Genomic DNA, 24,188 nt, shown 5'->3' with positions numbered 1-24,188 from the left:
GATGACAAACCCATTTATTCCCGGTTCGTTCTCCTGGATCGGCGGCATAGAAGACACCTGCGTCTATCCACCTCTCGAGTCTGGCATGCTGCCACTCGACGAATATGAGCTAACAGAGCACAGCGCCCATTGGCAGGCCGACCTTCGGGCAGTGCGCGAAATGGGTGGAACATCCGTTCGCTACGGCGTCAACTGGCCACTCGTGCACACAGGCCCCAACGAGTTCGACTGGACTGTCCTCGACGAGAGACTCGAGTATGCAAGCAATGAGCTGGGCCTCACCGTCATCGCCGACCTCGTCCACTACGGAACCCCCACCTGGTTGAGGCACTCCTTCGCCGATCCCGAATACCCGGAGACAATCGCGAAATTCGCCGGAGCGTTCGCGGGACGATATCGAGGGATGGTGGACCACATCACCCCCCTCAACGAACCCCTGACAACCGCCTCATTCTGCGGGCTTCGCGGGGTCTGGCCACCAGCGCTTACGGGCTGGAATGGCTGGACGACCGTGATGCTCGGCATCGTCACCGGAATCTCCAGCAGCATTGCCGCCGTACGGGCAGCGAACCCTGAGGCGATCATCGTGCACGTCGAAGCAGCGACTTTGTACCAGACAGCCGAAAAGGATCTTGAAGATCACGCGAGGCAGCTGTCATCGCTGGGGATGCTGCCAACGGATCTCCTATTGGGACGAGTCGATCCATCGCACGAGATGTACGAATGGCTCATCGACAACGGAGCTACTCGGCAACAACTCGACTCGATGCGCACTAATGTTCCCGTCATCGACCTGCTCGGGGTCAATTACTACCCTGATCTCTCCCCGCGCACGCTTACACAGTCAGATGGCATTGTTTCCCAGGTCGCCACAAACCTCGGCGAAGCGGGACTGACGCAATCGTTGGCTCGGTTTGCGGACCGCTATGCGCTGCCGATGCTGATCACCGAGACGAGCATTGAAGGCGACGATGCAACTCGAACGAACTGGCTGAACGACTCAGCGCAGCGCGTCAAGGAACTACGTGCCGACGGAATGGACCTCCGCGGCTACACCTGGTGGCCGATCATGGACTTCGTCGACTGGTCCTACGCATCAGCCGGGCAAAACGTCGAAGAGTTTGTCGTCGACGACGCGATTATCTCCGCGAGGTCAACGTCGAGCACCTCGCAGCTCGGCGACAGACGAAAGACACCGTTCCTGCGTCGAATGGGCCTCATCCGTCTCGAGGAAGGGGAGGACGGGCACCTTGGGCGAGCGCCCACATCAGCAGCGCTCCGCTTTGCCGAGCTCGCTGCCGGTATTCCAATGGTAAAAACGAATGCGTAAACCAGTCTTCAGCGGATACTTCGCCGACCCATTCCTGACCCGATTCGAGGGAAAATACTTCGCCTACGGCACCGGTGACCCCGCACTCTCCACCCGAGGATTCGAAGCGTTATGCTCACCGGACTTGAAAATCTGGACACCCATCGGTACCGTTTTCGCCGGCACGGATCCGGCGCTCGGCGACTCTTACTGGGCGCCAGAAGTTGCATTCGCTGACGGTCAATATTGGATGTATTATTCCGTCGGACATGGGATAGCGGGCCATCACCTTCGAGTCGCAGTCGCTGATTCGCCCTTCGGGCCATTTGACGACACCGGCGTGAACCTCACCCCGGACGAGACTTTTGCGATCGACGCGCACCCGTTCCGAGACCACAACGGTGACCGATACCTTTTCTTCGCACGCGACGTGCTCGATGCACCGCGACCTGGCACCCATCTTGCGGTCAAACGGATGATCACTATGACAGACGTGGAAACGGCGACGACCGCAGTCCGCGCGCCAGATTCAGACTGGCAGATCTACGAACGCTCCCGTCACATGTACGGTCGCGTCTTGAACTGGCACACCCTCGAAGGCCCAACCGTCGTGCAGCAGCACGGCCGCTACCACCTATTCTTCTCGGGCGGTTCATGGGAAGGCGCGGGATACGGTGTCTCCGTCGCCACCGCATCATCCGCTCTCGGCCCCTGGACGCACACGCCCAGCGCTCAAGCCGATATTCTCAGCACGGCCATCACAGGACTCATCGGCCCGGGCCACAACTCCGTGACCCACGACCCCGACGGAGCCGCGCTCATCGCCTATCACGCATGGAATCCCGCACGCACCCGACGGCAGATGTACATCGATCGCCTGATCTGGGCCAATGGCGCACCGGTGGCCCAACCGGGAAAGCTCACCCATTCACCGTCGCACACAGACCGATCCGTCGAGGACTGAGGACAAGTAGCAACGTGTCCCGCTTGCTGTTAAATACGCCCCGCAGAGCTCTATGACATTTTGGCGCATGAGAAGAATCAAGTTCGGGAATGGCCGAGTTTGGGCGAATCGCTTGTTTCCGGTGCTGGTGTCAACCGGCATTCATGTTGAGGTATCGGTAGACGGTGGCACGACTCGTGCCGATGATCTTTCCGATGTCAGCTGGTTTCAGGCCTTGGGCTCTTAGTTCGCGGGCTCTCGTGACGGCACGATGGTCGGCGGTGACTTCGCGCCGCCCTGCTTTCCGCCCGTGGGAGGCCGCCACGGCCATGCCGGCGCGAGTTCGTTCGGAGAGCTGGTCGCGCTCGAGCTGCGCGAAAGCGGACATGATGGTGACCATCGCCTTGGCCATGGCACCCCCTAATTCGCTGTCGGGATCGGTGGCTATTCCGTCGCGCAAGGAACGGAACTTGATGCCGCGTTCGGTGAACCCATCGAGCAGCTCGAGGAGGTGGCGAGTGTTGCGTCCCAACCGGTCCAGCTTCCACACCACCACTTCATCGCCCTGGCTCAGGCGGTCGAGCATTTTGTCCAGCTCGGGCCGGCTGATCTTGGTCCCGCTGATCCCCTGGTCGCGGTAGATGCGTTGGCATCCCGCGGCTTCCAGTTCCCGGATTTGGAGCTCGGTGTTCTGGTCCGCAGTGCTCACTCGCGCATAACCAAGAACTGTCATAGGGGTTACCTCTTAGTTTCTCGCCAAAGGTCTAAATCTTGTAATCTTGAGAATAGCAGTGTGAGACACATTGTTGAGACAGGGGACTGAGCGAACACGCCAAGAATTTTCGATGTGGTGGAATGCGGACGGTTCGTCTTGTCTAAGGATCCTTTGATGGGACGCCCTGATCGGGTTCAGCGGCGGCGCGGGTGAGCCGGCCGGTGTCATTTATCGGTACCGGCAGTTTGTGTTGACGCACTCCGCCGGTGGTGATGATGGGCTGATGCCGGAGGGGTCGGCCACAATAGGGGCATGGCCGATACCGTTGCAGCGATCCCAGACGGATACCTCAACTTCCTCGCCGGGTTGAAGACCCGTGTGCGAGACGCTCAGATTCGTGCTCAACGCGTGGTCAACACGCAACTGGTGGAGTTGTATTGGAATCTCGGGAACGAGATCCTGGCGCAGCAGGAGACCCAAGCGTGGGGGAGTGGGGTAATCCGCCGCATAGCGGATGATCTCCGCGCGGAGTTCCCGCAGATGACCGGCCTGTCGTATCGCAATCTGCAATATATGAGGTCGTTCGCCTCGGCGTGGTCGGGCGAGCCAATTGTGCAACAGGCTGTTGCACAATTGCCGTGGGGTCACATCACCGTCTTGCTGGACAAACTCGATGACCCTGTGACACGCGATTGGTATGCAGCAGCAGCGGTCGAGCATGGTTGGTCACGGAACGTGTTGATGAACCAGATTATGAACCGAAGCCGGGAACGTGTCGGGGCTGGTCCCAGCAACTTCACCCGGCAGTTACCGGCGCCTGACTCTGAGCTTGCGCAGCAGATCGCGAAAGACCCCTACGTGTTCGACTTCCTCGGCCTGACCGGTGTGGTGGCGGAACGGGACATGGAACAGGCCCTGATGGACCGCATCGTCGAGACCCTCCGGGAGCTCGGCGCCGGATTCGCTTTCGTCGGTCGGCAAGTGCATTTCGACGTCGGCGGCGACGACTTTTACCTGGACTTGCTGTTCTTCCATGTTGTCCAACTGCGCTACGTCGTCGTCGAGTTGAAGACGGGGAAGTTCCAGCCGGAGTATGCCGGGAAGCTCGGCTTCTACGTTGCCGTTGTCGACGACAAAATGCGCCTACCCGCCCACAACCCGACAGTCGGGATCTTGATCTGCGGCAGTCGCAACGATCACACTGTTCGTTATTCTCTGGGGCAGTCCAGTTCCCCGTTGGCTGTGTCTACGTACACGTATGACACCCTGCCGGCGGAGGAGCGAACTGCGCTTCCTGACGCTGAACGGCTGGCAGCGGCGCTCGACTGGACTGACGGGCCCGCCGAACAGGAATAGCGCTGACTCAAAAACCCTCAGGCCCGCATCCGAGACACTCGCGGCCCGCGAGATAACTTACCGAGACGGTGAAGTCGTTCCTACATATAAGGAACGCGATCCTGGAGACCCGTCCAGCTCGAGTGTCTCGAAAATCCTTTGGTTTTCGAGACAGTGATTTGTTGCGTAGGACGCCCCGTCATCGGGCTTAATGTCGAAACACCTAAACGGGCACCCTCGGAAATTTTGATGTCTCGATGCCAGTAACGGCGGGGGAGTGCCCGTAGGACGTCCCGCTTGCGGGCGGGCGAATACAGTCGAGGTCGCGCCTCGATGGCTCTCGTGCAAGCTTGCAATTACCACCGGGCGGCGGGCGGCTGAGGCTCTGGTTCTGGAGACTCGGTTCACTATTGTTGATCGAGTGCTTGTCAACGATCGCTCACGAACCGCCCCTGACTCGGTGTCGATGCGGGCCGTTGTCATGGGCGATCCCAGCACGGTGAATGCCGGGAAGCTGAATAGTTGGAAGAATCAATGGCTTTGTCGTGAGCGCTATTACAGCCATTGTCACCCTTCTCTCTGGCTCTCCTGCTCACAGATCGACATCGAGTGAGTCGCACTACGCGTGATGTCATGGCTGGAACGGGAGGCAATATGACCCCGGCATCAGGTCACGTTTCGACCGATCACAGCGTTCGCGGTGGGACATTCTCGAGGATCGTTGTGATCGCGTGCGGGCTTGTTGGTGCGCTGATTTCTTTTGCTTGGTCGTGGCGGCCATCGTTGTGGAGCGATGAAGTCGCAACAGTTCGTGCTGCGCGGCTTGATTGGGTGTCGTTGGTCGAGTTCGTTGGACACAAGGACGCAGTCCATGCGTTGTATTACGCCCTGATGCATGTGTGGATCGATTTTTTCGGGTCGAGCGAGTTGTCATTGCGGGCTCCTTCCGCGATGGCGATTGGATGTGCGACTGCTGGTCTTGTAATCCTCGGGATACGTATGCAGGACCAGCGACTGGGACTTCTTGCCGCCGCGGTATTCGTGGTGCTCCCGCGCACCACATATATGGGGGCCGAGGCGCGCTCTTACGCGATCACGGCCGCGCTGGCAGTGTGGGCGGTTATTGCCCTGTTGTGGTGCAGCTCTCAGCCCCGGCGCCTGCCTTGGCTGGTCTATGTTGCGACGATCATTGCTAGCACCGGCCTATTTATTTACTCGCTGCTTCTCCTGCCGGTTCACGCCGTGTACCTCTTGTCTTCACGACCGTCTAAGTCCGTCAAGATCCGTTGGGTTGCTTCTGTGGCGATCGCGATCGCTGTATCGGCCCCGTTCTTGGCGGCGGTCGCATCACAAAAAGGGCAGATTTCTTGGCTGGCTGATCAAAATGTGGTCAACGTGTGGTCGATAGTTGTTGAACCCTTTTTTGACTCGTCGTTCGGGACTGCTGGCGTCGTGGTTGTTTTGATGATCATTGCGGTTTCGATACCCGGAACTCGAAGACGTCTTACCAGCATGCCGTTGTTCCCATTGGCGGCCGCGTGGACTTTGCTTCCGTTGGTCCTTTTGCTGATTGCGAACACGATTGACGGACCGTTATTCCTGGCGCGATATTTGTCCTTTTGTGCGCCGGGAGCGGCGTTATTAATCGCCCTCGCTCTTCGTTCGTTCGAGCGTCGTTGGTTGCCTGTCGCGGGGTTGCTGCTGATCGTGGTTGTGTCTGTGCCCACATACGTGTCACAGCGCAGCCTGTACGCGAAGAACGGCGGCAGCGATTTAGCCGAGGTGGCCGCCTACATTCAGAAGAATTCCCGCGAGGGCGACGCGATATTTTTTTCGGAGACGGGTCCGTCAACGCTTCGGCCACGGCTCGCGCTCTACGGATATCCGCACAGTTTTGAACGTGTCTCCGATATCGGATTGTTGAAGCCATTCAACAATTCCGGTCGGTGGTCATTTTCGGACACCACAGCGGCGCTCTCTCAACTCGCCGGCACGCTTCAAACCCATTCGAGACTCTGGTATTTGCGTCCCGGGCAGAACGCGTCGTGCGACAACAATTCTGATATTCGGTTCTTGCACAATGCTGGATACCGATTGATCGAGCGATCCACCACGAACAGAGAAACGATCTGTGAATTCCTCCGCAACCCCTAAACCTCTCGTAATTCTTCCCACCTACTGCGAACGAGAGACTCTCCCTGGCGTCCTTTCTCGCATCCTGACTGCCGTACCGACCGCGGAAATCCTCGTCGTCGATGACAACAGCCCCGACGGCACCGGTGATTGGGCTGACCTATTCGCAGCCGACGAATCCCGGGTACACGTTTTGAAACGGCCGCACAAGGAGGGTCTTGGACCGGCGTACATTGCCGGTTTCACCTGGGCACTGTCTAAACGTTTCACCGCAATCGTGGAGATGGATGCTGATGGATCACATCAGCCCGAAGAGCTACCTACGCTGCTCGCCGCCGTTGGCAACGGAGCGGATCTCGCAATCGGAACGCGCTGGATCGCGGGGGGAACAGTTGAGAATTGGCCGTGGTACCGTCAATTCATTTCCCGTGCAGGCACCCGATATGCACGCACCCTTTTAGGGTCACGACTGCATGACCTCACCTCTGGCTACCGAGCATTTTCCTCCGAGGCACTCAAATCCCTCGACCTCTCCAAAATTGATGCGCAAGGCTATGCGTTTCAAATCGAACTTGCTTGGCAACTAGAACGTGCCGGGGCAACCATCGTGGAAGTCCCCATCACTTTCGTGGAACGACTGCACGGCAGATCCAAAATGAGCACCCGGATCGTCGTCGAAGCATTCGTACGAGTCACCTGGTGGACGATCACAGCCCGTAACTCCAAATCTTTGACCGGCGGCAAATCTGCCGCAGCCCGTTACCGATAGCGTCACCAAAGCGACCACCTTTGTTGGCTTCTTCATCCCAATTCATCCGACCCGGCTTCACCTCTGAAAATGAACTGACTCGCATTCGGACGAAAAGTTGCCCCGGTAGCCGTTCCGCTTACGGGCGGCCGATCCTGACGAAAAGAGGTCTTGAGCGTCCTCTCGCGCCGCCGAGAAATACCGCCCGTTGATCGTCCCTCCTGCGAACGGTATTTCTGCCTCCGAGGGACAGGTCAATGGCTTATCGGCTGTTCCTCTTGGGCTTCCGCGTGCGGTAAATCTCCGCGCGAAGGTCGATCGGTAGGCGGTCCCGCAAAGCTGAGAGAATGCGTGCATGACAGAGCCAGTGCCGCACACCCCGTTCCGACCAGTGGATCCCGACCAGTTCCACGGCTATCCGATGCCGCGGTCCGTCCCGGATGGCCTTCGACTGGAACTGTCCCGTGCCAAGTTGCTTGATGGTAAGGACGCGGAGTTCGGTGAGTGGATGCATATGCTCAACGATCGTTATGACGAGTGCCTGGAGGAATTGCCAGCGGAACGCGCCGTCTTTGAAGCGACTTTCCAGCACACCGAAGCCGACGGGTCCGTCTGGATTTATCACCTCAGCTTGATGGGCGAGGGCGGTAGCGGCCTGGATACGTCGAACCCCGTGGGTGCCGAGCATGATGCATATGCGCGAAGGACAAAGGAACGCGGGTGGGAAGAGCTCACGCCGAAGTTCATGCTCACTCCCTCGCATATCCGATTAATGATGGAGCGGTGGGGTCGAACAGGGGCGGTCTAGAAAGCAACGGGCCTGCCAAGCCCGCAAGAGGTTCCTCTTACGGGCGGCCGATATGGACGAAAAGTGGTCTCGAGCGCGCTCTCGCGCCGGCGTGATATTCCGCCCGCTGGCCGTCCCTCATGCGGGATCCGCCTGTGGGCAGGTGCGCATGCTGCGCCCCTCAGATACCCAAGACCAGGCGAAGGCCGTCGGCGATCTTGGAGAGGACGTAGCTCGGGACATGTCCAACGGGATAGGGCTCGACGAACTCGCGGCTGACCGGGCCCACCTGCGACACTACTGCAACGGAGTCCTGCCCGAGCCCAGACGCCTCGACCGGCACGAGAACGTTGCCGGGAAATGCTTCGAGTGCAGTGTTCGAGGTCAGCGGAACGACAAGTACTGTCGCGATCTCAGTGGCGAGAAGCCATTGCTCCTGCATGACGACGGCCGGACGGCGCTTTGCTGGCTCAGAACCACGTGGTGACCCGAAGTCGACCCAGACGACATCGCCGTGGGCGATCACCAGTCCGTACCTTCACGCACGGTGCGCTCCGATTCCCCAAGGAATGGGCTGTCCGCGGAGGGTTGTCCGACGCGGGCGATGACCGAGTTGGCAAGCGCCGTCAACTCGGCTTCGCCTTCCAACTCTTCCGCGAGGCGACTGCCCGCTAGGCGGTAGAACTCGGACCGGTTCATGCCGTGCCGCGCTGCTACGCGCTCGAAGCGTTCGAAGTCGCCGTTCGGAATAGAAATCGCTGTCTTCATAGCCAAAGTATAACTAGTTATACTTTCCCGAGCGAGGATGGCCCCAATCGTCACCACCCAAATGTTTCATTGACCCTTCCACTATCGGGCGGGCGATGCGGACAAAAAGTGGTGTCGCGCGCGCCCTCGCGAGGGGAGGAAATACCGTCCGGTGGTCGTTCCGCTAACGGGCGGCCGAATCGGTCGAAAAGTGCTCTTGAGCTTGCTTCCGCGATGGTGGGAAATACCGTCCGGTCGCCGTCCGGCTTGCGGGCATGAAGTTCGAGTTGGCTCAGCGCTTGTCTTTTATGCCTTCTTGGTTGGCTGGTTGTGCTGACGGGGCCGTGGATTACCAGGGGGCGCGGGTGCCGTCCCAGGACCAGAGGGCTCCTGTGGGGCCATTGTCGGGCAGCAGCGCGAGACGCACGGCTCCCGTAGCGGCCTCGGCCGGGTCGCCGCCGGCTGTCATCCCGGCTATGAGATTGGTGAGGCGCAGCCCTGGCGCCAGGGCATTCACCTTGATCTCCTCGCCGAGTGCTTGAGCGGTCAGCATCGTAACGGCGTTGACGGCGGTCTTCGAGCTCCGGTAGGCCAAGCCGCCACCTTTCACCCGTTCCCAGTCGAACTGCGGGTTCTGGCTGCTGTTCCAGGTGAGGGATCCGGTCCCGCTGGACACGTTGACGATGCGAGCGTGCGCCGATCTCCGCAACGCGGGAAGGAACGCCTGCGTGACGGAAATAAGACCGAAGACGTTGGTCTCGTACGCTGTCCGCAGCTGCTCGAGGGTGGCGCCGGTAATGTCTTCGCCGCCAGGATTCACTCCCGCATTGTTAATCAGGATGTCAAGCTCGCCGATCTGCTGCACGGCCGCCGCGACCGATGACGGATCCGTGACGTCGAGTTGCACGACGCGCGCGGAAGAGCCCAGCTCAGTGGCAGCACGGTGTCCTTTGTCGAGGTCGCGTGCCCCGATCCATACGGTCGCGCCGTGATCGAGTAACTGTCGCGCCGTCTCGAATCCGATGCCGCTGTTTCCCCCAGTTACCAGTGCGACCGAACCCGGCCCAGGTGAACGGACCTCTGCAGGAAGACGGTTAGTGTCTGTCATGATATTCCTCTCCAACTCCAACGATGTGGTTGGAATACTATCCCAGATCCATCTCATCTCCAACTCAAGTGTTGGTAATCTGTGAAGATGGCATGGGATACGGATGGGACAAAGCGCCGGCTTCGTGATGCCGCACTCATAGAATTCGCCGCTCGGGGGTTCGAGGGCACAACGGTGGCCTCGATCGCAGCCCGGTCCGGCGTGAATAAGGAGAGGCTCTACAGCTACTTCGGCGACAAGAAGGCTCTCTGGGAACTTGTGTTGGCGACGGAGCTGGAGCGCCTATCCGCTGCCGTCGAGCTCACCGGGGTTGCCTTGGACGATATCGGCGAGTTCGCCGGCGCCACGTATGATTACCACGCAGCCCATCCCGAGCTCGGCCGTCTGCTGCAGTGGGAGGGCCTGCAGGCCAGCCAGCCCGCCCACGCCGCAGTGCGCACGACGCACTACCGGGAGAAGGTGGCCCGCTTCGCCACCGCTCAGCGTGACGGCCTACTCGATCGCGACATCGATCCTGCACATCTCGTCTTCGCTCTGATCGCCCTGGCCGCCTGGTGGCAGACCGTACCTCAGCTGGCCGAGATGATCACCGGCGCAGGACCGGACGACCAGCCAGAACGTGCCGCACGTCGCCGCTTCGTCGTCGAAGCGGCGAGGCGAATCGCGTCACCATCCCATCGCTGACAGGCAAAAGCGCCCGCAGAGTGATCCGCCTTCGGAGCAGGGACGCGTCCCGCCGACCGTTCCCGTGCGGGCCGCTACGACGAGGCCGCAGCCTTGGTCTGAAAGGATGATCTGGTGAGTTCTCCCAGTTCTGTTGATTCGGTGTGCGGTCCGCTGTGCAACAGGTATTACTTTAAATCCGTTGCCAGCGCATGAGCTCGAATCCAGGCACAGTACGATTCAGCCAGAGGCGCAGGCTTGCCATCGTTCTCGCCTTGAATCTCGCCCTGATCGGCGGACTGGTTACAGTCGGCATCGCGGCCCGCTCGGTGGGCGTCCTCGCGGCAGCAGGCGACACGCTGGCCGACTCAGTGGCTCTGGCCCTCGGGCTGATCGCGGTGACCCTGCGCGACCGAAACCCGGATCACCTCCGCGCTAACAGGCCGATCGCTATCGTCGCTCTCATCAACTCCGCGATCCTCATCGCGGTGACCGTCATTGTCACCGTCGAAGCGATCGCGAGATTGCGTGAAGGCTCTCCAGCCGTGCTCGGATTCCCGATGGCCGTGGTCAGCTTGATCACCCTCGCCGTAATGATCGCCGGCGCAATTGTGCTCGGCCTGTCCTCGCGTCGCGAAGACATCCACATGAAGTCAGTGCTCCTGGACACCCTCGCGGATGCGGCAGCAGCTGCTGGAGTACTCGTGGCCGGCACCATCATCTGGCTCACCGGCGGGCTTTACTGGCTCGACCCAGTCATCGCCCTCATCCTCGCCGCCGTTATCGGCTACGCGGGGGCCCAGCTGGCCATCCAAGCGGTCGCCGCAATACGCGGAGCCGATATCGACTTCGATCACGACTGAGACCGACCGGGTCTGGCATCACGGAAAGACCATCAACCACGTCACAACCAATCGCACTACTGCCGGAATTTGGCTCGGGGAAGGTTCGGCTTGCGGGCACCCGTAGAAGTCAAAAGGGTCCCTTACCGATCGCCTCCACAAGGGATTCTGAATCGCCCTGGGTTTCGTTCCGCTCTTTCCTTTTGGAGGATTGAACTATGCCGAACCCTTATCCCGCCGAGTTTCGCGAGCGTGCTCTTCGGATGCTCGCCGAGGCGCGTCCTGATCACTTGTCTGATTTCGCTGCCGCCAATCATGTCGCGGGTCGTCTTGGGGTGAATCCTGAGACGTTGCGGTTGTGGAAAAAGCGTGCCGATATCAATGCCGGCCGGACACCGGGGACGACCTCGGAGGCGCAGGTGGAGATCAAACGGTTGAAGAAACAGATCGTCGAGCTGGAGAAAGCTAACGAGATCCTGCGCTCAGCGAGCGTGTTTTTCGCCACCGAGCTCGGCCGCCCCTCATCGAGATGATCCGCTTCATCGACAAGATGAAGCAGCGTTTCGCCGGTCGAGCTCGTCTGCCGCACCATGCGGGCAGCTGAGGTGGGATTTGTCAGCGCCCGCGGATATCGGGCGGCGAAATGCCGCCCGGCATCGGCCAGAACCCTGTCGGATCAGTTGATCGGCGGCGAGATCAGCCGCCTGCATGCGGAGAACTACGGCGTCTACGGGGTGCGGAAAATGCACCGACTGCTGGGGCGACAAGGTTGGAGCATCGGCAGGGATCAGACGGGCCGACTCATGCGATCCCTTGGGCTGCGCGGGGTGAAGCGTTCGAAACGGGTGTTCACCACCAAATCGGATCCCGCCGGCAAGCGCCCGATTGATCTAGTGCAGCGACGTTTTCGTGCTGATGCACCACGCCGACTTTGGGTCGTTGACGTCACGTATGTGCGCACTTGGCAGGGATTCGCCTATGTCGCGTTCGTCACCGACGTCTTCTCCCGCCGTATTGTCGGCTGGAACGTCGCCGCCACACTGAAAGCCGACATCTTGCCCCTCCAGGCCCTGGACATGGCCGCCTTCGACGCGGGTGGAGATCTCACCGGGCTGACGCACCATTCGGACCACGGGTCGAACTATATGGCGTTGGTCTACACGGATCGGATCATGGAACTCGGCGCGATCCCCTCAACTGGAACCGTCGGCGATTCATACGATTGTCAGTCTGTTTCTGCCGGGTTCCGCAAGAATCGGGTAGTCCTGGCCGGCACGGTCTGACCCTTGCTTACGATTGGCCCGCATGGTGCCTTTGCGTTGATCTGTCGACCGTCCGGCCGGGCACGTATCAAGCGCTGCCGCCGGACGGGCGTGACCTAATAGGAGCCTGGAGCATACTTTCGACAGCGTCCCCGTGACAGTCCTGTCCACCCGCCGACGACAGCGTGGAAACCACGCTAACCGGCAAAGGAGACACCACAGTGGACCAAATAGAGCAGGTCAGATCGGGGCACGTCGTCATCGGCGTCGACACCCACAAACACATTCATGTTGCTGCAGTGATGGACTCGGTTGGGGGAATCCTCGCAGCTCTGACCATCGCGACCGATACTGCGGGCTTCACGCAGCTCCTCGATTGGGCTGGTGGGTTCGGGAGGATCATCGCGTTCGGGATCGAGGGCACCGGCTCCTATGGGGCCGGTCTCGCCTCGTTCCTCCGGCGGCACGGGCACAAGGTCATCGAGGTCTCCAGGCCCGACCGGCGCCTGCGCCGACTCAATGGCAAGTCCGACAGCCTCGATGCGGAAAACGCAGCCAGAGCTGTTCTCGCCGGGTTCGCAACGGCGATCCCGAAGACCGCCGACGGAGCCGTGGAGATGATCCGGCAACTGAAAGTCGCCCACGACACCGCGGTTAAGGATCGCTCTGCAGCGATGATCACCCTCAAAGCGATGATCGTCCACGCACCGGAACAACTCCGCGCTGATACCGCCCACAAGACGCAGCGGATGCTCGCCCGACACTGCGCAGCGTTACGACCTCGTGCGCTGGAAACCCCGGACGATTCGATCCGTCACACACTGCGTTCGATCGCGAAACGCTGGCTTGCCCTCGAGGAGGAGGTCAAGGAACTCGTGACCATGATCGAGCAGCTCGTCATGAAGCGGGCACCGCACCTGCTGGACGAGTTCGGCATCGGCGTTGACACCGCCGCGGAAATCCTCATCGTCGCAGGCGACAACCCCGAACGCATCCGCTCCGAGGCGGCATTCGCGAAACTCGCCGGGATCAGCCCCGTCCCGACCGGTTCAGGGATGACCTCCGGCAAGCATCGCATCAACCACGGCGGCCACCGACAACTCAACGCCGCCATCTACCGCACCGTCATCGTGCGCATGCAACATCACGAGCCCACCAAGGCATACGTGACCCGCCGAACCACCGAAGGCAAAAGCAAACGAGACATCATCCGATGCCTCAAGCGCTACGTCATCCGCGAGGTCTATCAGCTCATCAAAGTCAACCCGACAACAGGTGAAATCACGACTTGACAGACATAGGAGCATCAATGCGATGGCCGAGGCCCTCAACGCGCTCTACAAAGCCGAGCTGATCCGTGCTCGCGGGCCGTGGCGAACGGTCGAGCAAGTCGAACTCGCGACCCTGGAGTACGTGTGGTGGTGGAACAACCAGCGACTTCACTCCGAGCTCGACTACCGCACCCCCATTGAAGCCGAAACCGAGTATTACGCTGAAACCGAATCACTCTTGGAAGCGACCGCTTCCCAAGAGAACACCTAGGAACGAAACCCAGGGCGATTCAAAACAGTCCGATACGTGCCCACTTGTCCGCTCGGCGGTTCCCCCGGGTGGTGTACATGGTGTTGAGCGGCGAGGTGAAGATTTGAAGCCTCTGGAAACCAACCATATTTGGGGGTACCGTGGCAAATCTCCCGTCGCAGAAGTCTCGCTTTCCACCGCAGGGACCCGGCAGATACGGGATGCGCGGGTCCGACAATTTGGAGTGTTGATGGACATCACCGATGTGATCTTGAACGATCACCACGAACAACGTCGCCTCTTTGCATACCTCGACGAAATTGACCGCGATAACACCGAGGCGCTCAGCGCAGTGTGGAAGCGGCTGGAAATCTTGCTCGACGTTCACGCCGCCGCGGAGGAGAAATTCTTTTATCCTCACCTGCTGGACATCGGCACCGGCGCTGGGGGCGAGGACACGGCTGCCAGCGAAACTTTGGACGTCATCAAAGACCACAACGAGATCCGGGACGCGGTCGCGGACGTGGGACGGCACGAGGTCGGTAGCGACTCGTGGCGGGAAGCTGTGGTCAAGGCGCGGGAAGCAAACAGCGACCACATGGCCGAGGAAGAACGCCAGGACCTCGCCGACTTCCGGCATCACGCGGACTTCCAGCTACGTCACGATATCGCTGTGGCATTCGTCACTTTCGAATCAGAGAATGCGGGCGGCATCATTGCGAAGGATCGAGATCCTGAAACCTTCGTGACCAATCATGCGTCTCAGTGACCGGTCCCCTTAGATGAATGCGTCGATCCAGTGGTTGACACTGTAGGGCGGTCGCGGCAATCGATGCTGATTGATTCAGCCCACGGAGAGATTGGGCTTTCCGACGTCGCTAAAGCTGGGCGAAATGGGACGCTGCACTGGACCTGTGTTCCGCCTGAGGGGAAAGTCGAGAATGTGCACGAGCCACCGAGTTCGCTTGCCCAGTCCACCATGCGTTCGGTGAAGTGACCGGTGTGGGGTTTCCCGGTCCACCCGATACCGTCGTCTACGACCATGAGTTGGGTCAATTGGGAACCCAAGGTCAGCAGTTACCGAAACCCTACCCGCGAGAGCGGCAGAGTGACGCAGCACGTTCGCGAGCATCTCACTCAGCGATGCAAAAGTGGTTCATGAAGCTCCTCGGGAAACGCGGCGTCGATTCGTCCGGCAAACATTACGGAAGGATCGAACCCGAACGGAGTTGCGGTCACGATATTGAGTATTCGTGACCTCAGACTCGTCTGATCGAGCACGGGTTGACGTAGCGCAAAAATAGAGTTTGTGACCATGTCAGCTTGACATAGTCAGCATCGTCAATTTCTTCCACGCTGTCTCTGATCGCCTGGGTGAGCGTGCAGTCGGGGAGCTGTGTTGCGACTGTGTGAAGGGCGAGCGCTAAGCCGAACAGGTCCTGTCTCACGAGATCGTGAAGGTTTGACGCGATACGCAAACGGTCAGCTTGGACCGCCTGGGCTATTTTCGCTTCTTGAGATTGCTTGTACTGGACCAGCACCGCAGCGGAGGCGACAAAATGTTGCGCGAGCGATGATTCAACCGGGCGAAACGAGGTTGCGGAGGATAACGGATGAGGGCGAGGGTCGTGTTCTCCCCTCCCATGCCGGTGAGGGTGACGATCAGAACAGTACCGGGCATGAGACTCCCGTCCTGATCGAGGCGGTCGACAAATTGGTGATCTCCGGCAGGGGCGGGGAGGTGATGCGCTTGGGGGAGTGGGGGTTTATCGCGGGTTGGTTGAGGGTCGTGGACGGGATGGGTTCTTGGACCTCGGGGCCGGGGCCGCTGATTATTGCGGCGTGGGATGCGCGCGCAGCCCGGCGAAGACGCTCCACCACGACGGTGGATGGATCACGAGTTGAATTCGAGGTAAGTAATGCCCGCCCCAATTGGTGCGTTTGCAACAGCCATCGCTCTACTACCGAGGGCGCTGTGGGATTATCGTGCGACAGTTTTCCCGGGTCCACAAAATGAGGGGAGGGGTATATCTCTGCAGGTTCACGTGTGGTCATTTTGCCTCGAGAGAAATCATCGGCATCGGGTGTTCTATCCAACATCTTTGACGCATTTCCATACTGGTGAATACTCGCCAATGAGGGCGTGGCGTGCTGCCACGGTGCCAATAAGGGTAAGGTGCAGTTCCGGATTCGTAGTGTGCAACATCAGGGGAGCGAGGACGCGCACTGGCCGTGAACGTTCAGCGGGAGCCACCCCGGTGCGTTTGGGGCGGTCAGGTGACGAACTGAGGTCCGGAAGGTGACGTGAAATCCGACCGCCATCACAGATGGGACCGCGGTGAACAACGCGCAGACGACCAAAAGGTCCACCATTATTCGTGCTAACGGAAGGGCGACTCGACCGCGGAAATAAAGCGGCATGGCTATCCCCGGTCTGAGGCGGTGACCATGTCGGCATTGGTCCGGACCTCCCAGTGGGGACAGCTGTGAGTCATCTCTCCTGGAACTAAGTTCGCACCCTTATCCCACGAAGCACCGGATACGCCGGACATCGTCTTCCGGACGTCTGTCCAAGATCACGATTAGCTTCTTGGAGCCGGCCTGGGCAACGGATGTGACCGCCGCGAGCCCGGCGCGTTCTCCGCCGTTTATCGCCCCCCAACCCCCCGGGGGCGGGGAGAGCCCAGTAGGTCACAGCCCGTCCCGTACAAATGGTGTCGGCTGGGACCCGTGCACCTCCGGCTGGGAGGCTCCCGTGAAGACCGAGTGATCCTCCCAGCGGGTGGAGCGGTGCAAGGTGCTTTTAGCGTTGACCCGCGTGCCCGCCAGCAGGCGTTACGCCCGGCACAGTTAATGCGGTGCTGTCGGAGAGTTTCTCGGACGAGATCCACACCGCCTCGGGCAGCGTGTCGATGCCTTCCACGATGTCCATCGCCGAGCGAATTTTGGCGACCTTATGAATCATTGCCCCGAATCCCACCTTTGCGATGATGTCTGCCACTGAAAGTACAACCTGCATCCAAGTGGTGACGGCACCGCCATGGCCCCAACCCTGGAGACCGAACACGACCGGGTACGCCATCCAAGTGATCAGAAGCAAGATGCCGGCATTTCGCAACGTGACCGCGGCGGCTGTGCCGGGGAGATCCCGGTTGCCGCGAACGATGACATAGATGACCAGGAAGTAGAGAATCAGCATGAAAACACCAGAGATGATTCCCCAGATCCACAGCGCGCCGATGTTTTGGCCCTCATCGATGACGACGCCTCCGATGTAGCCGGTGGAGATCATGAGGATCGCGGCTCCGACTCCGACGAATCGTAAACGAGTCACTTCGGCGCCCGCGAGGGTCGCCACAGCGAGAAGTTCGATGACGAGAAGAGGGACGGTGACAGTCCAGTCAAAATATCGCGCAGCCCAGGAGAGGATGGCGTTCGAGTTGGGCACCCAGAGTTGCCCTTTCTGCACATATCCGATCGCGAACTCGACAACAAGGAGAAGGTAGGACAGGAAAGCGATACCGGTGACGCCCATGGCTGCGTACACGCCGTCGCGGTACCGGGAGGTGACTTCATTCCTGGATACCCACGATTTGACGAAGAACGCGAACAGCGCCAAGCCCGCTATGGAGAGAACATAAGCGATGATGGAATGCTCAGCCAGCGTCAAGCTCGCTTTCCAGGGAGAAATCGTGTCAATCATGTGTGAAACCCCTAACAGTGTGTGGATTAGGTAACTTACTTAGATACTTGTACTCCTGCACACGTCTGGTTGGAAGGGTACTTTTCCTCCCATCGGAAGGAGAGACTCGGCGAGTACGAGCTCAGCCTCGGGTAATTGCAGCTCAGTCCCACTAACCGCGCGACAGGCGAAACACCCGCTGGTGGATGGCGAGCGAATTGGTCATTGTTGTGCTCGCGTTCGCGATCGCCCGGCTCATCACAATCCTCATCTCGCGTCTCGCCATTGCTCATTCGCCGATCAACCGGTACTGCACGCTCGGGTCAAACCGGCTGATCGGATTCTGAAGTTCGTCACTTAGGACTCACGGTCACGGAATGGCTGATACTAAGGGAAAAAATGCTGCAGTCATCTACAGCCCAATCAACCAGGCAACCCGCTGCTGGCGGAATTGTCCACGCCGACAACGGAGTCCACTTCACGTCATGGGCGTTCACGAACAAAGTTCGCCCATCCGGACGGATGCCCTCCTTCGCCACAATCGGTGACTGTTATGACTGTCACGCTCCGGGCTCAGCGGTTCGACGAAGGCATTACCTCGAGCAGCTGAGTGATCACAGCGGGGTCCGCCGAATCGAGTACAGGGGATTCGATCGCGAGGTCAGTCATCGTCGCCTTGAGCGCTCCGGTCGGAGTGACTCGCTCCCAGTACTCTTCCCGTTCGCGCCACTGCTGATCGGTGACACCGTCAGGCTGTTCCGAGGTGTTCCGGTAGCTGAATTCGGTGAGTCCATCGACGGTGAGAGCTGTGTCAAATGATGAACCGGTCGGGGAGATGAACATCACGACAGTGTCGGTGGTCGCGTCGTCGGCGTACCAGGCCCGGGGCCGGCGTAAGCCGATTCTGGTTGGGAAGCCAACGCAGACTTCAGCGGGCTCATCTCAGAGCGAAGGCGGGTGTCAACGACCTCCGAGATCCTACGCGCTGTGGCAGCGACCTGGTCAGCACGCACCGAATTGGGTCTGGTGGGAACGGGACAGGATTGAGCGGTGCGCTTAAAGGCGGCTAGCGTTCGCCTTACCATTCCAAGACCGCTGTCCGGCCGCGGTAACCCGATAACGAGTTGGCCCAGCTCAGAGGCGAAGATAAGAAGTCTCTCATTCTCGTCTTCCGTTGTTACCTCCGCGACGCGGCAGGATCGTATTACCGGGAACCCCAAGGGGTACCGGCGGGGGAATGGATTAGACGGGCGAAAAACGATCTCTTTCGGGTAGACGATCGTTCAGCACTTCTCATGAGGGTGAGTGTTGTCGTTCATGTGGAACGTTTCTCCAGAGTTGTCCTTTGGTGCTGGTTCGGGTCCGGCACAAAATGACGCCAGTGATAGTGCCCGGTCCGGGTGGAGCCGGGCACTTCCCTGTTGAGCTTGAGTGTGATGGTTGCGGCATTTCATTGGAAGACTCCGGAGCCGAGCGCTAGTTGTGCTCTGCCTCCCTCTCCCGTTTCTGTCGCCCACCTTCCCCGTAGTGTCGATTGAATCATCATTCGGATCGCGCCTCGCGAGCCAGATGAGGGGGAGCGGCAGAGCTTCAAGCCGTGGTCGAATAGTCCGCACCATCGCCAAGGAAAATTGGGGAAAGGTTTGCGCCCCCCCTCTCTGGGGTACCGAACGCCAACCTTGTAGCGGGACTGTCTGGTCATACTGGAGAGGTGAATCGTCTCGGGGGACGCCGGTTGCGCTGGCCGTTCCGGTCAGTGCGTGCCCGTTTGGTCGTGGCTATCGTTCTGGTGTCTGCTCTTGGTATGGCCGCGGGTGGCGCTGCGACGTTTCTCATTCAGCGGGAACGGATCATGAGCGCGGTGGATGCGTCGCTCCTTTCTCGTCTGGAAGCGGCGCGTCTTGTTGTGCTCGGCGCCTCTAACATCACCGACTCCGGAAGCTTGTCCACGACGATCCCGGAGCCGTTCCGCACGTCTTCCAGTGCCTTACAGGCCGTGGTCGGACGGGTGCTTCCCTCCCGGCATGAAAGCTCTCTCGGTATTCTCGACTCGCGGGCACGATTCGCGCCCGGCGTTCCGACAGACTTTCGTTTGCAAGCGATCCCCGGCTTGGTATCCCGGGTAAATCGCGAGGTGGCCGACGGTAAAACTCACATCGGGACGATCACTTCTGCGTTCGGTCCTGTTCGCTATGTGGCCACGCCAGTGACGGTCGCGGAGGACCACACTTTCGGCGTCTACGTGGCAGCGGTAGATCTAAATGCGAAACTCGGAGACCTAACATCGGCGTTCACGACGTATTGGATTGTCATCGGTCTGGCAATAGCCATCATTGGGTCTTCAGCCTGGTTCCTCGCAGGCCGACTTCTCGGCCCACTTCGAATTCTCCGTTTGGCCGCCTCTCGAGTGACCTCCACGAATCGAAGTGAGCGGATCCCAGTCGTTGGAAACGATGACCTATCATCTCTTACCCGCACCGTGAATAGGATGCTCGACCGCTTAGATCAAGCGATGACGGACCAACGGCAGCTTCTTGACGATGTTCGACACGAACTCCATACCCCGATCACCATTGTCCGCGGTCATCTGGAAATCCTTAATGCTTTCGACCCGGATGAGGTAATCGCCACTCGAACGCTCGCAATCGAGGAACTTGACCGAGTGACCGGCTTAGTTGAAGACCTTGCACTATTGGCCGAGTCTGAACGGGCAACCCCGAAACTGACGGCAGTGGACATTGCCCCTTTGACACAGAAAGTGTTCGCGAAAGCATCTGTCCTGCCCGACCATGAGTGGATTCTGGGCGATACCGCGGAGGTAACGGTGTCCATCGATTCCGCGAAGATCACACAAGCATGGCTGCAACTAGTGGACAACGCGGCGAAGTATTCGCCACCCGGTTCTCCGATCGAGCTCGGATCGACCTCACATGTTGAGGGGGCGGAGTTGTGGGTGGCCGACCAAGGTGCAGGAATCCCACCGGAGGCGGCCGATCGAGTTTTCGACCGATTCGGGAGAGTGGATTCGGGGCGCGGAATCGCCGGCTCTGGGCTGGGGTTGCCCATCGTCAAAGCAATCGCCGAATCGCATGGCGGCACTGTCAGCTTCGTCTCGTCGCCGAACGGGACCCGATTTTCCCTGATGCTTCCCCGCGAAGTTTCGGCCCCAGCAGATCTGGTGGAATCGTGACGAGATTATTGATTGCCGAAGACGAGATCAGGATCTCCGGGTTCGTGAGCCGTGGGTTACAGTCAGCCGGGTTTGCGTGCACGGTCGTAGCTGACGGTTCCGAAGCACTCTTTCACGCAAAATCTGGGCATTTCGACCTCATGCTCCTGGACGTCGGACTTCCCGGAATGGGCGGGTTTGAAATTCTTCGCCACATTCGCCTCACCGACGTCTCAACCCCGGTGGTGCTCCTGACAGCGCGATACGCAGTCGATGACATCGTCCGTGGTCTCGACGGAGGAGCCACTGACTACATCACCAAACCATTCAAATTTGATGAAGTACTCGCGCGCGTCCGACTCAGGCTCCGCGAACGGGCACCAGCCACCCCGGACGAACTGTGTCGCGGCGAGCTTCGTCTGAATCCGGCCACACGGCGAGCATACGTCGGCCAGAGCCAGGTGGAGTTGACAGCACGAGAATTCTCTCTAGCTCAGGAGTTCCTCCTGCATCCCAACCAGATACTCAGCCCCCGACAACTTCTCGCCGAAGTTTGGGACCGAGCGGCTCTGTCGCCTCAGACTGTCGTCGCGCAAACAGTCGCTGGGCTCCGATCAAAAATTGGCGGTGCGAGCATAGAAACCGTCCACGGCTTCGGGTACCGACTCAAATAAGGAGGTCTCCCGGACGGGGGGGCGGACACAACGAACAGTGCTCGCACCCTCACCACAAGTGAACCAGTGCGCAGTCGACCCAGCGACCGGGACACCAACGTGCGAACGCTGACACTTTCCCCAAACATGTCCACAACCACCAGCTAGTGGACAGGAATAGCTTTCCCGCCTGGCGACCACTCCCGTGCTTCGGAATTCCCGGCGGGATTTCCTCTAGAAGAGCCTCGCCGAGACAGACAGATAAGGACGAAAGACGAGGAGGAGGTCACAGCAACCTGAACTATTTGCCGTTCTTGCCCGACTTATCTTTATTGGATCCGTCACCACCAGTTGACTGATCCGACAATGAATTCGACCCTGTCGGACCATTGCCCTTTGGACCTTCCACCTTCGACGCCTTGGCGGGCTTGTCTTTGGCGGGCTGGTCCTGCTTGGCGGGCTGGTCCTGCTTAGCGGGGGAAGTCTCAGTCGCGTTTCCTTCTCCGGTGCCTGCAGGTCTCGGTGCTGGTGACAGATCTCCGGGTTCGGCTGGGCTCGTCACCACCGGCTGAGCGGAGACAGGCGCTCCGGGCGCTACCGGTTCAGATTGAGACGAGAAAGAGTCTCCAATTGAAGCGACTGTAGATTCAGAATCGGTGTCGTCTGCACTGTGGGGAGTGCTTGGGTATCCGATTGTGCGAGCGCCGGGCGCCGAGACAAGAGTGATGCCATCCACGCTGGCCTGACGGGAGTACGGAAATGCAGTGACATTCGTCGGGTGGTAGTCGAGAGGTACCCAGATAGCTGCAACTCGGCTGACGGCGATGGACTGGGATGTAGCCGGCACAGCGAACGCGGCGATCGCAGTACCGCTGAGAGCGGCGACAGCGCCGGTCGCACACACGGCAACCACAAGCAGCGAATGTTTCACACCACTTAGTCTCGCGGATTAGCGTTCCGGGCGGGAAAATATAAGAGAAGTCTCACCAAAAAGTTGTGAAGACCGGTCGAAAAATTGTCGTCAGATCCGCTAACATTCGAACCGTGTCCGGCCGATAGGAAGTAGTAGAGGCTTTTCGGAGCGGCAACCGCCCATTGTTGGCATGCTCGGACGGTGAACGGGGCCTCACGACTGGAGGCTCGACGCCGTGCGCACTATCCTCATCGCCGAAGACGAGACACGAATTTCCGACTTCCTCCGCCGCGGCCTGACTGCAGAAGGATACGGCTGCACCTCCCGAATCGATGGCGCCGAAGCCCTCGCGGAGGTTCAAACAGGCTCCTACTCCCTCATCCTTCTTGATATCGGCCTTCCTTCCCTCGACGGATTTGAGGTCCTCCGCCGGCTTCGTCTGACTGATTCCACTACACCGGTGATCATGCTGACGGCCCGTCATTCCGTGCAAGACACCGTATTAAGTCTTGATAGCGGCGCGAACGATTTTCTCGCCAAACCATTCAAATTCGAGGAACTGCTGGCCCGGGTTCGAGTCCGTCTAAAAGACACCGCACAGGCCAGCAATGCTCCCCTTCGACGTGGCTCACTAACCCTCGATCTCAAAACACGCCGCGCTCAAGTCGGCGATCAAACCGTGGACCTCTCAGCTCGGGAGTTCGCTCTCGCCGAAGAATTCCTTAGCCATCCCGACGAGGTCCTCAGTCGCGAACAAATCCTCAGCCGAGTCTGGGGATACGACTTCGACCCAGGATCTAACGTCGTCGAGGTATATGTGGGTTACCTGCGCAGCAAATTCGGCCCGGAGTGCATCGAAACGGTGAGGGGAATGGGCTACCGACTCCGGTAGGAGGAGCTCCCCGCCCATACAACTCCTAGAAACGTGGACGTCCGTCGAAAGCGTTTCCTGGTCGAGTTTCTCAAACGACCATTCGAGATTTGAATTCCATGCCCCGCGGGTGCCGTCAAGCGACAACCTCTATGAGACAGAGAAACCAGGCACGGATGAGGTCGGATTCGAATTCGGCCACCATGGCCAGGACGTTGAACAGCAGGCCTGTGACCGGGTCGGTCGGGTCGTGCACGGATCCGCCGATGCTGAGCTTGACGCCCTTGAGGGTGAGTTCGTCGATGATGTCTTTCGCATCCCGGAGTGAACGGGCCAGCCGGTCAAGTTTGGCAACGACGAGAGCGTCGCCGTTCCGGCAGGCGGCGAGTGCTTCGCGGAGGCCGGGGCGTGCTCGGTTGGTGCCGGTGAGACCGTGGTCGGTGTAGATCAGGTTCGATCGGACGCCGAGAGCTTCCAGGGAGTTCTATTGGGCGGTGAGGTCATGCTCGTTCGTGGACACGCGTGCGTATCCGATCAGAGAGCTAGCCCGAAGATACGGCGTCGGCCGGCCGACAGCTCGGCAGGCTCTCGCTCAGGCGGAACCGCCCGTCCGAAAACCAAGAGTCCGGACTGCGCCGAGGTTGGACGTGTTCAAGGCGGCGATCGACGAGATGCTCCGCCAGGACCTCGATGCCCCTCGCAAGCAGCGCCACACAGCGAGGCGAGTCTTCGCCCGTCTCGCGGAGGAGCACGACGCCACGGATCTGTCGTATTCGACAGTCCGTGA

General features: G+C 59.7%; 23 protein-coding genes and 2 pseudogenes. 17 read left to right on the top strand and 8 right to left on the bottom strand.

Annotated features, from left to right (window positions below):
• Nucleotide 1: 1 nt before the first annotated feature.
• Together VLI63_RS15135 and VLI63_RS15130 are read left to right on the top strand one after the other, a co-directional pair.
• Entirely contained in the window at nt 2–1,330 is a 1,329-nt protein-coding gene (locus VLI63_RS15135; protein WP_409157694.1) for a family 1 glycosylhydrolase, read from the top strand.
• The gene (locus tag VLI63_RS15130) at nt 1,323–2,273 is read left to right on the top strand and encodes a glycoside hydrolase family 43 protein (RefSeq protein ID WP_409157693.1); all 951 of its coding nucleotides are present in this window, start codon (nt 1,323–1,325) and stop codon (nt 2,271–2,273) included. The genes VLI63_RS15135 and VLI63_RS15130 overlap by 8 nt, the downstream gene beginning before the upstream one ends.
• Nucleotides 2,274–2,403: 130 nt before the next feature.
• On the opposite strand, the gene VLI63_RS15125 is transcribed toward VLI63_RS15130, so the two are convergent.
• A complete protein-coding gene (locus VLI63_RS15125) occupies nt 2,404–2,985 on the bottom strand; it encodes a recombinase family protein (RefSeq protein WP_409157692.1) in 582 nt (193 codons plus the stop codon).
• A gap of 294 nt (nt 2,986–3,279) precedes the next feature.
• Here VLI63_RS15125 and VLI63_RS15120 point away from each other — a divergent pair, with 294 nt between their 5' ends.
• From VLI63_RS15120 to VLI63_RS15105, 4 genes are all read left to right on the top strand, one after another.
• Nucleotides 3,280–4,323, top strand: a complete 1,044-nt coding sequence (locus VLI63_RS15120; protein WP_409157691.1) for a YhcG family protein — start codon at nt 3,280–3,282, stop codon at nt 4,321–4,323.
• 612 nt (nt 4,324–4,935) lie between these two features.
• Nucleotides 4,936–6,456 (top strand): hypothetical protein, encoded by a 1,521-nt coding sequence (locus VLI63_RS15115; protein ID WP_409157690.1) that lies wholly within the window; start codon nt 4,936–4,938, stop codon nt 6,454–6,456.
• Nucleotides 6,434–7,204, top strand: coding sequence for a polyprenol monophosphomannose synthase (locus VLI63_RS15110; RefSeq protein WP_409157689.1), 771 nt, complete (start codon nt 6,434–6,436; stop codon nt 7,202–7,204). Before VLI63_RS15115 ends, VLI63_RS15110 begins: the two co-directional genes overlap by 23 nt.
• Before the next feature lie 334 nt (nt 7,205–7,538).
• Nucleotides 7,539–7,991 (top strand): DUF6176 family protein, encoded by a 453-nt coding sequence (locus VLI63_RS15105; protein WP_409157688.1) that lies wholly within the window; start codon nt 7,539–7,541, stop codon nt 7,989–7,991.
• A 160-nt stretch (nt 7,992–8,151) separates the two neighbouring features.
• On the opposite strand, the gene VLI63_RS15100 is transcribed toward VLI63_RS15105, so the two are convergent.
• From VLI63_RS15100 to VLI63_RS15090, 3 genes are all read right to left on the bottom strand, one after another.
• Nucleotides 8,152–8,496, bottom strand: a complete 345-nt coding sequence (locus tag VLI63_RS15100; protein WP_409157687.1) for a type II toxin-antitoxin system PemK/MazF family toxin — start codon at nt 8,494–8,496, stop codon at nt 8,152–8,154.
• On the bottom strand, nt 8,493–8,738 hold the full coding sequence (locus VLI63_RS15095) for a CopG family transcriptional regulator (protein WP_409157686.1): 246 nt from the start codon (nt 8,736–8,738) through the stop codon (nt 8,493–8,495). Before VLI63_RS15095 ends, VLI63_RS15100 begins: the two co-directional genes overlap by 4 nt.
• A gap of 328 nt (nt 8,739–9,066) precedes the next feature.
• The gene (locus tag VLI63_RS15090) at nt 9,067–9,825 is read right to left on the bottom strand and encodes an SDR family NAD(P)-dependent oxidoreductase (protein WP_409157685.1); all 759 of its coding nucleotides are present in this window, start codon (nt 9,823–9,825) and stop codon (nt 9,067–9,069) included.
• 87 nt (nt 9,826–9,912) lie between these two features.
• On the opposite strand from VLI63_RS15090, the gene VLI63_RS15085 reads away from it, so the two are divergent.
• The 7 genes from VLI63_RS15085 to VLI63_RS15055 all read left to right on the top strand — a co-directional run bounded on the left by VLI63_RS15085 (nt 9,913) and on the right by VLI63_RS15055 (nt 14,882).
• The gene (locus VLI63_RS15085) at nt 9,913–10,509 is read left to right on the top strand and encodes a TetR family transcriptional regulator (RefSeq protein ID WP_409157684.1); all 597 of its coding nucleotides are present in this window, start codon (nt 9,913–9,915) and stop codon (nt 10,507–10,509) included.
• Between the two features lie 191 nt (nt 10,510–10,700).
• Nucleotides 10,701–11,351 carry a cation diffusion facilitator family transporter gene (locus VLI63_RS15080; protein WP_409157683.1) on the top strand — a complete coding sequence of 217 codons (651 nt, stop codon included), beginning with the start codon at nt 10,701–10,703 and terminating at the stop codon, nt 11,349–11,351.
• A 197-nt stretch (nt 11,352–11,548) separates the two neighbouring features.
• Entirely contained in the window at nt 11,549–11,863 is a 315-nt protein-coding gene (locus VLI63_RS15075; protein ID WP_409157682.1) for a transposase, read from the top strand.
• Between the two features lie 57 nt (nt 11,864–11,920).
• Complete coding sequence (locus VLI63_RS15070; RefSeq protein ID WP_409157681.1) at nt 11,921–12,613, top strand: IS3 family transposase; 693 nt, start codon at nt 11,921–11,923, stop codon at nt 12,611–12,613.
• A gap of 200 nt (nt 12,614–12,813) precedes the next feature.
• Complete coding sequence (locus VLI63_RS15065; RefSeq protein ID WP_409157680.1) at nt 12,814–13,884, top strand: IS110 family transposase; 1,071 nt, start codon at nt 12,814–12,816, stop codon at nt 13,882–13,884.
• 22 nt (nt 13,885–13,906) lie between these two features.
• Entirely contained in the window at nt 13,907–14,134 is a 228-nt protein-coding gene (locus tag VLI63_RS15060) for an IS3 family transposase (RefSeq protein WP_409157679.1), read from the top strand.
• Between the two features lie 229 nt (nt 14,135–14,363).
• Nucleotides 14,364–14,882, top strand: a complete 519-nt coding sequence (locus tag VLI63_RS15055) for a hemerythrin domain-containing protein (protein WP_409157678.1) — start codon at nt 14,364–14,366, stop codon at nt 14,880–14,882.
• 490 nt (nt 14,883–15,372) lie between these two features.
• On the opposite strand, the gene VLI63_RS15050 is transcribed toward VLI63_RS15055, so the two are convergent.
• From VLI63_RS15050 to VLI63_RS15040, 3 genes are all read right to left on the bottom strand, one after another.
• Nucleotides 15,373–15,654, bottom strand: coding sequence for a histidine kinase (locus VLI63_RS15050; RefSeq protein ID WP_409157677.1), 282 nt, complete (start codon nt 15,652–15,654; stop codon nt 15,373–15,375).
• A gap of 1,262 nt (nt 15,655–16,916) precedes the next feature.
• The gene (locus VLI63_RS15045) at nt 16,917–17,816 is read right to left on the bottom strand and encodes a bacteriorhodopsin (RefSeq protein WP_409157676.1); all 900 of its coding nucleotides are present in this window, start codon (nt 17,814–17,816) and stop codon (nt 16,917–16,919) included.
• Between the two features lie 552 nt (nt 17,817–18,368).
• Nucleotides 18,369–18,638: a hypothetical protein gene (locus VLI63_RS15040; protein ID WP_409157675.1), complete on the bottom strand. Its 270-nt coding sequence runs from the start codon at nt 18,636–18,638 to the stop codon at nt 18,369–18,371.
• Nucleotides 18,639–19,569: 931 nt separating this feature from the next.
• Between VLI63_RS15040 and VLI63_RS15035 the strand changes: the two genes are divergently transcribed.
• The 3 genes from VLI63_RS15035 to VLI63_RS15025 all read left to right on the top strand — a co-directional run bounded on the left by VLI63_RS15035 (nt 19,570) and on the right by VLI63_RS15025 (nt 23,422).
• Complete coding sequence (locus VLI63_RS15035) at nt 19,570–20,985, top strand: ATP-binding protein (RefSeq protein ID WP_409157674.1); 1,416 nt, start codon at nt 19,570–19,572, stop codon at nt 20,983–20,985.
• Nucleotides 20,982–21,638, top strand: a complete 657-nt coding sequence (locus VLI63_RS15030; protein ID WP_409157673.1) for a response regulator transcription factor — start codon at nt 20,982–20,984, stop codon at nt 21,636–21,638. Before VLI63_RS15035 ends, VLI63_RS15030 begins: the two co-directional genes overlap by 4 nt.
• Before the next feature lie 1,127 nt (nt 21,639–22,765).
• The gene (locus VLI63_RS15025) at nt 22,766–23,422 is read left to right on the top strand and encodes a response regulator transcription factor (protein ID WP_409157672.1); all 657 of its coding nucleotides are present in this window, start codon (nt 22,766–22,768) and stop codon (nt 23,420–23,422) included.
• 148 nt (nt 23,423–23,570) lie between these two features.
• Here the strand turns inward: VLI63_RS15025 and VLI63_RS15020 are convergent.
• Nucleotides 23,571–23,879: pseudogene (locus VLI63_RS15020) on the bottom strand (recombinase family protein); the annotation flags it as partial.
• Between the two features lie 16 nt (nt 23,880–23,895).
• On the opposite strand from VLI63_RS15020, the pseudogene VLI63_RS15015 reads away from it, so the two are divergent.
• Nucleotides 23,896–24,188 (top strand): annotated as a pseudogene (locus tag VLI63_RS15015) (hypothetical protein); the annotation flags it as partial.

Origin of the sequence: Lacisediminihabitans sp. H27-G8 (assembly GCF_046156175.1) — a bacterium.
Classification (GTDB): domain Bacteria; phylum Actinomycetota; class Actinomycetes; order Actinomycetales; family Microbacteriaceae; genus Lacisediminihabitans.
Note: the sequence above shows the minus strand (reverse complement) of the source record. Positions and strands in the feature narration are given on the sequence as shown.

Coding starts and splice junctions, on each gene's coding strand:
- VLI63_RS15135 (WP_409157694.1), top strand. CDS start 2: ATGACAAACCCATTTATTCCCGGTTCGTTCTCCTGGATCGGCGGCATA.
- VLI63_RS15130 (WP_409157693.1), top strand. CDS start 1,323: ATGCGTAAACCAGTCTTCAGCGGATACTTCGCCGACCCATTCCTGACC.
- VLI63_RS15125 (WP_409157692.1), bottom strand. CDS start 2,985: ATGACAGTTCTTGGTTATGCGCGAGTGAGCACTGCGGACCAGAACACC.
- VLI63_RS15120 (WP_409157691.1), top strand. CDS start 3,280: ATGGCCGATACCGTTGCAGCGATCCCAGACGGATACCTCAACTTCCTC.
- VLI63_RS15115 (WP_409157690.1), top strand. CDS start 4,936: ATGGCTGGAACGGGAGGCAATATGACCCCGGCATCAGGTCACGTTTCG.
- VLI63_RS15105 (WP_409157688.1), top strand. CDS start 7,539: ATGACAGAGCCAGTGCCGCACACCCCGTTCCGACCAGTGGATCCCGAC.
- VLI63_RS15095 (WP_409157686.1), bottom strand. CDS start 8,738: ATGAAGACAGCGATTTCTATTCCGAACGGCGACTTCGAACGCTTCGAG.
- VLI63_RS15090 (WP_409157685.1), bottom strand. CDS start 9,825: ATGACAGACACTAACCGTCTTCCTGCAGAGGTCCGTTCACCTGGGCCG.
- VLI63_RS15085 (WP_409157684.1), top strand. CDS start 9,913: ATGGCATGGGATACGGATGGGACAAAGCGCCGGCTTCGTGATGCCGCA.
- VLI63_RS15080 (WP_409157683.1), top strand. CDS start 10,701: ATGAGCTCGAATCCAGGCACAGTACGATTCAGCCAGAGGCGCAGGCTT.
- VLI63_RS15075 (WP_409157682.1), top strand. CDS start 11,549: ATGCCGAACCCTTATCCCGCCGAGTTTCGCGAGCGTGCTCTTCGGATG.
- VLI63_RS15070 (WP_409157681.1), top strand. CDS start 11,921: ATGCGGGCAGCTGAGGTGGGATTTGTCAGCGCCCGCGGATATCGGGCG.
- VLI63_RS15060 (WP_409157679.1), top strand. CDS start 13,907: ATGGCCGAGGCCCTCAACGCGCTCTACAAAGCCGAGCTGATCCGTGCT.
- VLI63_RS15055 (WP_409157678.1), top strand. CDS start 14,364: ATGGACATCACCGATGTGATCTTGAACGATCACCACGAACAACGTCGC.
- VLI63_RS15045 (WP_409157676.1), bottom strand. CDS start 17,816: ATGATTGACACGATTTCTCCCTGGAAAGCGAGCTTGACGCTGGCTGAG.
- VLI63_RS15040 (WP_409157675.1), bottom strand. CDS start 18,638: ATGTTCATCTCCCCGACCGGTTCATCATTTGACACAGCTCTCACCGTC.